Annotated in this window: 9 protein-coding genes; 6 read left to right on the top strand and 3 right to left on the bottom strand. The window is 70.3% G+C overall.

The window, feature by feature from the left end:
- Positions 1-216: 216 nt before the first annotated feature.
- A complete protein-coding gene (locus ACFWGJ_RS39045; protein WP_387333704.1) occupies positions 217-906 on the bottom strand; it encodes a siderophore-interacting protein in 690 nt (229 codons plus the stop codon).
- 225 nt (positions 907-1,131) lie between these two features.
- Between ACFWGJ_RS39045 and ACFWGJ_RS39050 the strand changes: the two genes are divergently transcribed.
- The 3 genes from ACFWGJ_RS39050 to ACFWGJ_RS39060 all read left to right on the top strand — a co-directional run bounded on the left by ACFWGJ_RS39050 (position 1,132) and on the right by ACFWGJ_RS39060 (position 2,983).
- Positions 1,132-1,536, top strand: coding sequence for an FKBP-type peptidyl-prolyl cis-trans isomerase (locus tag ACFWGJ_RS39050; protein ID WP_387333706.1), 405 nt, complete (start codon positions 1,132-1,134; stop codon positions 1,534-1,536).
- A 290-nt stretch (positions 1,537-1,826) separates the two neighbouring features.
- Complete coding sequence (locus tag ACFWGJ_RS39055) at positions 1,827-2,381, top strand: RNA polymerase sigma factor (RefSeq protein ID WP_387333713.1); 555 nt, start codon at positions 1,827-1,829, stop codon at positions 2,379-2,381.
- Positions 2,378-2,983 carry a hypothetical protein gene (locus ACFWGJ_RS39060; RefSeq protein ID WP_387333707.1) on the top strand — a complete coding sequence of 202 codons (606 nt, stop codon included), beginning with the start codon at positions 2,378-2,380 and terminating at the stop codon, positions 2,981-2,983. The genes ACFWGJ_RS39055 and ACFWGJ_RS39060 overlap by 4 nt, the downstream gene beginning before the upstream one ends.
- 246 nt (positions 2,984-3,229) lie before the next feature.
- On the opposite strand, the gene ACFWGJ_RS39065 is transcribed toward ACFWGJ_RS39060, so the two are convergent.
- Positions 3,230-4,195 (bottom strand): STM4015 family protein, encoded by a 966-nt coding sequence (locus ACFWGJ_RS39065; protein ID WP_387333708.1) that lies wholly within the window; start codon positions 4,193-4,195, stop codon positions 3,230-3,232.
- 283 nt (positions 4,196-4,478) lie between these two features.
- Positions 4,479-5,015, bottom strand: a complete 537-nt coding sequence (locus ACFWGJ_RS39070; protein ID WP_387333710.1) for a TetR/AcrR family transcriptional regulator — start codon at positions 5,013-5,015, stop codon at positions 4,479-4,481.
- A gap of 75 nt (positions 5,016-5,090) precedes the next feature.
- Here ACFWGJ_RS39070 and ACFWGJ_RS39075 point away from each other — a divergent pair, with 75 nt between their 5' ends.
- The 3 genes from ACFWGJ_RS39075 (at position 5,091) to ACFWGJ_RS39085 (ending at position 7,794) form a co-directional block, all read left to right on the top strand.
- Positions 5,091-6,140: an aldo/keto reductase gene (locus ACFWGJ_RS39075; protein ID WP_387333711.1), complete on the top strand. Its 1,050-nt coding sequence runs from the start codon at positions 5,091-5,093 to the stop codon at positions 6,138-6,140.
- A 56-nt stretch (positions 6,141-6,196) separates the two neighbouring features.
- A complete protein-coding gene (locus tag ACFWGJ_RS39080) occupies positions 6,197-7,234 on the top strand; it encodes an NAD-dependent epimerase/dehydratase family protein (RefSeq protein WP_387333712.1) in 1,038 nt (345 codons plus the stop codon).
- A gap of 290 nt (positions 7,235-7,524) precedes the next feature.
- Positions 7,525-7,794, top strand: coding sequence for a DUF1905 domain-containing protein (locus ACFWGJ_RS39085; RefSeq protein WP_387333715.1), 270 nt, complete (start codon positions 7,525-7,527; stop codon positions 7,792-7,794).
- Positions 7,795-7,840 lie beyond the last annotated feature (46 nt).

Genomic DNA, 7,840 nt, shown 5'->3' on the forward strand with positions numbered 1-7,840 from the left:
GGGCTGGTCTTCCAGCCCGGCCGACGCTCGTTCGCCGGGGCCAAAGGGACCAGGCGACAGTTGATCGAGGGCATGCGGTTCGGTAACCGCACCGGCGTCCCGTCGCGGAATGCGCCGGAGCGGTACGGGCCCCGGGCCAAGTCGTACGAGACCGGGCCCGCCTGCGGGCGTCGGGGCTCGGGGCGACAGGCCTGGAAGCCTAGGTGCGGTGCTGCTCTACTCCATCCCGCGCTTGCCCGGTGTCCAGAACGGCTTGGTGAGTACCGCTCGTCGGTCCCAGCCGGCCTCCTTCACGAGGACCTGCCGCACGTGCTGCACGGTCCGTGCCTCGCCGGCGACGTACGCGATCCCGCCTGGCTCAGGGGCGAGACGTCGCACCGCATCCGGGAGCGAAGTGCCATTGCGGATGATCCAGTTGAGGCGGTCCGCGTACGGCAGGGGGAGCCGGTCGGCAGCCGTCTCCGTTTCGATGCAGCCGGAGATGCGTGCCCCGTCAGGCAGTGCTCCCAGCATCGCGCTGAAGGCGACCGACGCCGTCTCCTCCCCGACGAACACGTGGTGCGCGGCGTCGGGCCGCAGCGTGAACGTCCCTTCAGGCTTGCGCATGCGGACCCGGTCGCCGACTGTGGCGCCGCTCCCCCACCGTGCCCCGGGGCCGCCCCCAGGGTGATCCAGTACGCACAACTCGACGGCACCCTCCGGGTCGTAACGCCAGATCGAGTACGTGCGCAGAGTCAGCCCGTCGCCGATCATGACCCTCACCTGCTGTCCGGGGCGGACGGTCAGCCCGGACAGGGCCTCGCCCTCGATGCGCAGGCGACGGAACCGGGCGGCGACAGGTTCGGTCTCGGTGACCGTGCCCTGAAGCGTCAGCAGGTCCAGGAGGGGAGAGAGCAGGGTAGCCATAGGACTCCTCGGAAACTCGTCGATGCGGTGGGGCGCTGAAGGCCGACATCGAGGCGAACGCGATACTAGCGCGTTTCTTTCGAAACGCGATAGTACTCGTCTTTGTGTGTGAGTCGGGGATCGGCGCCCGTCCGCACTGCCGATAGCGTGTCCATCTGCCGCATGGATCTCAGGTGTCCGGACGGCCCGTTCGGCGGGCATGCGGCGGCAAGCGATGAGGGTGCAATGAGTGAACTGTCGAAGCCCGAGGTCGTCGTTCCGACGGGTGCCGCGCCTACCGAGTTGACCATCCGGGACCTGATGGTCGGGGACGGGGTCGAAGTGAAGTCGGGCATGGTGGTGAGGGTTCACTACGTCGGGGTGACCTTCGAGTCCGGGAAGGAGTTCGACGCCTCCTGGGACCGGGGCCAGCCGTTCAAGTTCGCCCTGGGCGGTGGCAGGGTCATCAAGGGCTGGGACCGTGGGGTGAAGGGGATGAAGGTCGGCGGTCGACGCGAGATCATCGTTCCCCCACGTCTCGGCTACGGCAATCAGTCGCCGTCACCGTTGATCCCGGCGGGCTCGACCCTCCTCTTCGTGGTGGACCTGCTGGACTTGTATCGCAGCACAGGCGGCTGGAGCAACGCCTAGTGGTTACACGCGACAGGACGTTGGTGACGCAGGCCGATGTCGTTGCGCCCAGGAGGCCTTGACAGGCATCCGTCGGGTGGCGCGCGGGCCCTGTCGCGTCCTGAGTCATTGGCCGGCGAGTGAGGACAGTTCAGGAGGCACGGCGGAAACGGGCGGCCGGCCGATCGCACCGGGGCCGCCCTGTAACGCATTCGGCCCCCCGTTCCAAGTAGAGGTGACAGCAGGACGGACAACGGGAGGTTCACACCTTGGCATCCGACAGCAGAAGCCGGAGCGGCCCACCGGGAGAGATGTACGACCCGGCGGCCTTCGAGGTCTTCTATCGCCGCCATGTCGACGCCGTCACCCGCTTCATGGCCAGGCGGGTCACCGACCCGCACACCGTCGCCGATCTCACCGCCGAGACCTTCCTCGCGGTGATCGACTCCGCCCGCGCCTACCGCCCCGACCTCGGCAGCGAGACGGCCTGGCTGTACGGCATCGCACGCAACGTGGTGGCCACGGAGGCCCGCAGGAGCGCGCGCCAGAACGTGCTCGGGGGCCGTATCGCCGGCCGCCGGCTGCTGGAGGGCGACGACATCGGCCGGCTGGAGGAGAAGCTCGACGCCGAGGAGGCGGGGCGTCGCGCGCTGACCGCCCTGGCCGGGCTCCCTGACGGCGAGCGCGCGGTGATCGAACTCGTCGCCGTCGATCAGCTGAGTGTCACCGAGGCCGCCGCGGCACTGGGCATACGCAAGGTCACCGCCCGGGTGCGGCTGCACCGGGCGCGCAGGTCGCTGCGCTCAGCGGCGGCCGAAGTCGGCGGGCAGCAGGCAGCACTCACGTACGCGAAGGGACAGGCATGAGCGCCAGGACGACGAAGACCTTCGAGGACCGTCTGCTGAACGAACTCCAGCGGGAACTCGCCCTCAGGGCCGAGGACTTGCCGGTTGCGGAGCCGACCGGCCGTCGCACGGTCACCACTCGCCGGGCGCTGGTCGCCCTCGCGGCGTGTGTCGCCGTGGCGGGGGGCGCTCTGGCGCTGCCGGCGTCGACGGGAGGGGCGCAGGCGTTCGCCGTCGAACGGCACGGGGACGGCAGTGTCACGGTCAGCATGGAAGAGATCCTTTTGAGCGGGCAGGAGAAGGAGGAACTGACCGAGCGGCTCCGGGCCGAGGGCATCATCGTGAGCGTGGACAAGCCCAGGAGCGGCTACGTCTGCGCGCAGCCTCGCGGTGAGCTGTACCAGCCGCGCTGGATCCTGACGTCATCGGGCGACCCCTCTGTGACGACCAAGCACGAGTACATACTGCGTCGTGGTGACTCCCTGGTCTTCGAGGAGCCGGAACCGGCGGGCCGGATCAGCCCTGCCGCAAGCGTGTACGCGGTGAAGGGCGCGGTGGAGCCCTGTGCTGAGGTGCCTTGGGACGGAGAGCAGCTCTTCGAGGAGTCCCTGGAAACGAAGTAGGGCCGGGGGCCCGTGGGGTGCCACCGCCTGATACGGGTCCTCCGTGGGCCCGTATCAGGCGCAGCGGCGTTGAACGGCTCGCCGTAGCCGCGACCGTGTCCACCGGCGAGGACCCGCCCAGGCGGGCGCGGTGGCCGGAGCCGAGGGGCCTCGGCGGCTCGGACTACGCCGACCCCGATGCCGTACAGGCCGGGCAGGACGATCGGGGCCAGGCGGACCCACGCTCGTGTCCGCCGTGGTGGCAGGTCACTCGCCCGCCGCCACGTACCGGTTCGTGCCCTGCTCACGTCCGTCGAGGTCGACCTTGACGCCGGACGGCTCCAGGGCCTCGCGCAAGCGCTGCATCATCGGTTCCGAGAGGTAGTGGTGGCGCAGGTCCAGTTCCTCCAGGTGGGTGAGGGGCTGGCCACTGAGGAGGGCTTCGGCGCCGGTGTCGCTCAGGGTGCCGAGGCCCAGGTGCAGGGAGGTGAGCCGGGCCACGACGGGGGCGGCGGCCAGGGCGGCGGCGATCTCGTCCTGTATCTCGCTGTTGCGCAGGCCGAGGTGGCGCAGGGCGGGCAGGCGGTCGCCGTCGAGGATGGGGGCGAGGTCCGCCAGGGTGGTGGTGCAGCCGTAGTAGTCCGCGCCCAGCCACATGTCCAGGCGGCGCAGCGCGGGCAGATCGCTGGCGGCCACCGCGCGGGCCACTTCTCCGGGCAGACCGCCGTTCTCCAGGCGCAGGACGCGCAGGTGTTCGTGGCGCAGGGGTGTCAGCCGCAGCCCCGGGCCGTCGTCGAAGCCGCCGCCCGAGCCGCGTACCCCCAGCTCCTGGAGGCGGGGATAGGCGGCCAGGATCGGGGTCACGTCGCCCTGCACGATCCAGGACAGCTCAGCCTCCTCGAAGGTGACATCGGCGAGGTAGAGGGCTTCGAGTCCGGTGAGACGGCTGGAGGCGGCCACGAGACGGCCGGCCGTCTCGGCGGGATCGTCTCCGTCGTCCTCGGTTCCGTAGGCGCCTGAGCCCAGGACCAGGGCGCGTACCTGCGGAAGGTCGACGGTGTCGAGGAAGCGGTTCCAGCAGGTCTCGAAGGACTCGCCGTCCGTGAGGAGCTGGTAGCGGGAGAGCTTCCAGGCGACCTCGCCCGCCGGAGGCAGTGGCCCGTTCTCCTCTCCCTCGACCGGGAAGTCGTAGACCGGCAGACCGTGCAGGGTTGTCAGATTGTCGATCGTCACGGCGCAAGCCTTCCACATGTGAACTGGGCGCTGTGCGGCGGGACTTGAGGGCCCGCCCGATGGGGGCCCGTCGCGTCCTGCTCATCCGCGCCGCTCCCGGTCTGGCCGGGGATCCGCTGTGCCGAGCTCCTGAACGGGCGGCTCGGCCTGGTCGTGTCCGACGGTCAGGTCGAAGGCCGTGCTCGCGGGCCTGGGTCGCGCGTACTCGGACAGTTCATCGGGTGGAGGCACGGCGGATCAGCCGGCGCGGGCCCTGGATGCACGGCAGTCGCGCACCCGGCCCTCACCGGTGCGCGCGCAGGCCGTCGAGGATGAGCGCGAGCATCTGGGGCGCTCGGTCCTCGGGGCCGGACGCAGCGCGCCACAGTGCGCCCGTGAGCTGGAGGAAGTCGCGCGGATCGGCGTCCGCGCGGATGCTCCCGTCCGCCTTGCCGGCGTCGAGGAGTTCCGTGATCGCGGCGACGACCGGGCCGTAGCTGTGCTCGCTGATCGCCTGGTGCGCGCCCGGGCCGAGGGCGTCGCCCAGGCCGTGCTTCCTGCGCATGGCCTCCACCAGGTCGGCCGTCCAGTGCCGGAGCGCTTCCAGGGGTGGCATCCGCTCCAGCAGGCCGGTCACCGCGCCGGTGATGCGTGCGACCTCGTCCTGGTAGACGGCCAGGACCAGTGCCTCGCGGGTCGGGAAGTTGCGGTAGAGGGTGCCAGGGCCGACCCCCGCACGCTGGGCGATCTGGTTCAGCGACGTACTGCCGTCCGCCGCGAGTGCTTCGCGCGCGGCGGTGAGGATGCGTGCCCTGTTCTCACGGGCGTCGGAACGGACCACGGGACCTCGCTTTGCTAAGTGGAGAGCTCTCCACTACCGTATGTGGAGACCTCTCCGCATACTCTAAGGAGCGCCATGCGTTACATCAAGCTGGGCACGACCGGCCTCGACGTGTCCCCGATCGCGATCGGTGCGATGACCTACGGCGAACCCGACCGGGGCCATCCCGTCTGGTCGAAGGGCGAGGACGAGGCGCGCCCGCTCGTCAGGCACGCGCTGGAGGCGGGGATCAACTTCTTCGACACCGCCAACATGTACTCCAACGGCTCCAGCGAAGAGATCCTCGGCCGCGCGCTCAAGGACTTCGCCGAGCGCGACGCCGTGGTGATCGCCACCAAACTGCGCCACCCGATGCGGCCGGGCCCCAACGGCCGCGGCCTGTCACGCAAGGCCGTCATGACCGAGGTCGACCACTCCCTGCGCCGCCTCGGCACCGACCACATCGACCTCTACCAGATCCACCGGAACGACCACTCGACCCCGTGGGAGGAGACGCTCGAAGCGCTGCACGACGTGGTGAAGGCCGGCAAGGTCCGCTACCTGGGCGCGTCGTCCATGCACGCGTGGGAGTTCGCGAAGGCGCTGCACCTGCAGAGGCAACACGGCTGGGCGCGGTTCGTGTCGATGCAGGACCACTACAACCTGCTCGCCCGTGAGGAGGAGCGGGAGATGATCCCGCTGTGCCTGGACGAGGGCGTGGGTACGGTCGTCTGGTCGCCGCTGGCCCGTGGGCGCCTCGCCCGCCCGTGGGACGAAGCCAACTCGACGGCGCGCTCCGAGACGGACGGTGCCTACGCGGACCTGCTCTACTCGCCGGCCGAGGAGGCGTCCAACCACGCCGTCATCGACGCGGTCGGGCGGACCGCGAACGCCCGCGGTGTCAGCCGGGCACAGATCGCCCTCGCCTGGCTGCGACACCAGCCGGTGGTCACCGCGCCCCTGGTCGGCGCCGGTTCGATCCGGCAGATCGACGAGGCCGTGGCCTCCCTCGACATCGAACTCGCCGACGACGAAGTGCGCGCCCTGGAAGCCCCGTACACCCCCCGGCACGACTGGCAGGGCGTCTCCGACGAGGCCGAGATGGAAGCCATCCGCCGGCGCGTTCCCGGCATGGCCCTCGCATGAGCCCCGTCGAACGCCCCCGCCCCCTGACATGCGGTTCATGAGCTGAGGAGAAGAAGATGGCACAGGTACTGGTCACCGGAGGAACGGGATTCATCGGGAGCTGGTGCGTCCTGGCCCTGCTCGACGCCGGGCACACCGTACGCACCACGGTCCGCGACCTGCGGCGCGAGCCGGAACTGCGCTCCTGGCTCCGGGCGGCGGCGCCCTTCGACGACGACCGGCTCACGGTCGTGCGCGCCGACCTCGAACACCCCGACGGCTGGGACGACGCCGTCGCCGACTGCGACTTCGTCCTCCATGTCGCCTCGCCGACCCTGCGCCGGACACCGGCGAACGACGACGAACTGGTGGTCCCGGCGCGCGAAGGCGTCCTGCGCGTGCTGCGCGCCGCCCGCGACGCCCGCGTGCGGCGGGTCGTCCTGACGAGCGCCTTCGGCGCCATCGGCATCGGGCACCCGAGGCGTACGGCTCCGTTCACCGAGGAGGACTGGACGAACGTCGACGGCGACATCCCGCCCTACCAGCGGTCCAAGACACTCGCCGAGCGCGCCGCCTGGCAGTTCATGACCGACGAGGGCGCCGGCATGGAACTGGCGGCGATCCATCCGGTGGGGGTCCTCGGACCGCTCCTCGGCCCGGACGACCCGCCGTCGCTGCGTCTGGTGCGCAGGATGCTCGAAGGGCGGGTCCCCGCGTGCCCTCCCTTCGGGATGGGCTTCGTCGACGTGCGCGACGTCGCGGATCTGCATGTACGCGCGATGACCGATCCGGCCGCCGCCGGTGAGCGCTTCCTCGCGGTCGCCGGGCACAGCCTGCGCGTCCTCGACATCGCGCGCATCCTGCACGACCGCCTGGGCGAGCGCGCAGCGAAGGCCCCGACCCGGGAACTGCCCGTGTGGCTCGCCCGCGCGCTGGGCGCCGTGAACCCGGAGCTGCGTCTGCTCAGGCATCAGCTCGGCCGGGATCTCGATGCCACCAGCGGCAAGGCGGAGAAACTTCTCGGGTGGCGGGCGCGGCCCATCGAGGACACCATCGCGGAGACCGCCGAGAGCCTCCTCGCCCACGGCATCGGAGCACAGACCGCCGGCTCATGACCGCCGGCTCATGACCGCCCGACGCGGCAGCCCGCCATGGCAGCCCGATGCGTGCCACTCACCACTGCCCGATGGGCAGCGTGCGGCTGCGAAGTCACACCCGTGCCAGCGATGAGATTCCCCGCCTGCCTCCGTCTTAGCTGGTGAACATCAAGGCAGCGGAGGCATGGGATGAGCGGTACACCCGCATCACACCGGCGGCCACGACCGCCCGTGCGCGTTCGCTGTGCGGAACCCGGACGGCAATGGCCTCATTGTCATCGAAAGCTCCTGAACAGGCGGTATGCGTGATGGATGAACAGTTCACTGCGACCCTGCAGAAAAGCCCCGAAAACGGCGGCTGGACCTACGTCGTGTGGCCCGAGTCGGCCCAGTTCTTCGGCACCCGCGGCCTGGTGAAGGTCCGCGGCACGATCGACGGGCACCCGTTCCGAAGTTCGTTCATGGCCCTCGGGGACGGCACACACAAGCTGCCGGTGAAGGCGGACGTGCGCAAAGAGATCGGCAAAGAAGCAGGCGACACCGTGACCGTCCGTCTGGAGGAACGGCTGGACTCCTGACTTCCTCACCCAGGCGGCGCGCCGCCTGGGTGAGGAAGTCAGGAGT

Origin of the sequence: Streptomyces sp. NPDC060205 (genome assembly GCF_042728395.1) — a bacterium.
GTDB lineage: Bacteria > Actinomycetota > Actinomycetes > Streptomycetales > Streptomycetaceae > Streptomyces.